Source organism: Streptomyces flavofungini, assembly GCF_041028215.1.
Classification (GTDB): domain Bacteria; phylum Actinomycetota; class Actinomycetes; order Streptomycetales; family Streptomycetaceae; genus Streptomyces; species Streptomyces flavofungini_B.
In genome coordinates this window covers 1-1,010 of record NZ_JASKYR010001279.1, presented here as the reverse complement: position 1 = coordinate 1,010, position 1,010 = coordinate 1, and the positions used below count along the sequence as shown (strand labels likewise).

The following is a 1,010-nucleotide window of genomic DNA, read 5'->3' as shown; positions in this document are numbered from 1 at the left end:
CCCCCGCCGTCCGTCCCGAGCCCGTCGCCCCCGTGAGCAAGGCCGCCGCACGCGGCGCCACCCGGCCCGGCGACCGGATCTTCCTCGGCTTCTCCCGGGGCTCCGGCATCGCGCTCCTCGTGATCATGGCCGCCATCGCGGCGTTCCTGACGTACCGCACGGCCCTCGCGCTCGCCGACAACACCGGCAACTTCCTCACCACCTTCGAGTGGGACCCGGCCGGAAGCACCACCGGCGGCAAGCCCTACTTCGGCATCGCCGTCCTGGTCTTCGGCACGGTGGTCAGCTCGATCATCGCCCTGGTGATCGCGGTCCCCGTCGCCATCGGCATCGCGCTCTTCATCTCGCACTACGCGCCGCGCAAGCTGGCCACCCCCATCGCCTACGTGATCGACCTGCTGGCCGCCGTGCCCTCGATCGTCTACGGCCTGTGGGGCGCCCTCGTGGTCGCGCCCAACCTGACCGGCCTCTACAGCTGGCTCGACGACTACTTCGGCTGGACCGGGATCTTCTCCTACCAGGGCGGCGCCCCGCGCTCCCTGATGACCGTCGGCATCCTGCTCGCGATCATGATCCTGCCGATCATCACCAACGTGAGCCGCGAGGTCTTCCTCCAGGTCCCGAAGATGCACGAGGAGGCCGCGCTCGCCCTCGGCGCCACGCGCTGGGAGGTCATCCGCATGTCGGTGCTGCCCTTCGGCCGCTCCGGCATCATCTCGGCCTCGATGCTCGGCCTCGGCCGCGCGCTCGGCGAGACGATCGCCGTCGCCACCGTGCTCTCGCCGACCTTCGTGATCCAGGCCTCCGTGCTCGACTACGGCGGCGGCACCTTCGCGCAGAACATCGCCAGCAAGTTCAACGAGGCCACCGAGTACGGCCAGGACGCCCTGATCGCCTCCGGCCTGGTCCTGTTCATCATCACGCTGCTGGTCAACGGCGCCGCCCGCCTGATCATCGCGCGCCGCAAGGAGTACTCGGGGGCCAACGCATGAGCACCACGACACCCACCC

1 protein-coding gene is annotated in these 1,010 nt (G+C 69.9%); it reads left to right on the top strand.

Translation table 11 applies throughout. The features are described from left to right. The first annotated feature begins 32 nt into the window (after positions 1 to 32). Positions 33 to 992 (top strand): phosphate ABC transporter permease subunit PstC, encoded by a 960-nt coding sequence (pstC, locus tag AB8Z36_RS40415; protein WP_369218333.1) that lies wholly within the window; start codon positions 33 to 35, stop codon positions 990 to 992. Positions 993 to 1,010: the final 18 nt, after the last annotated feature.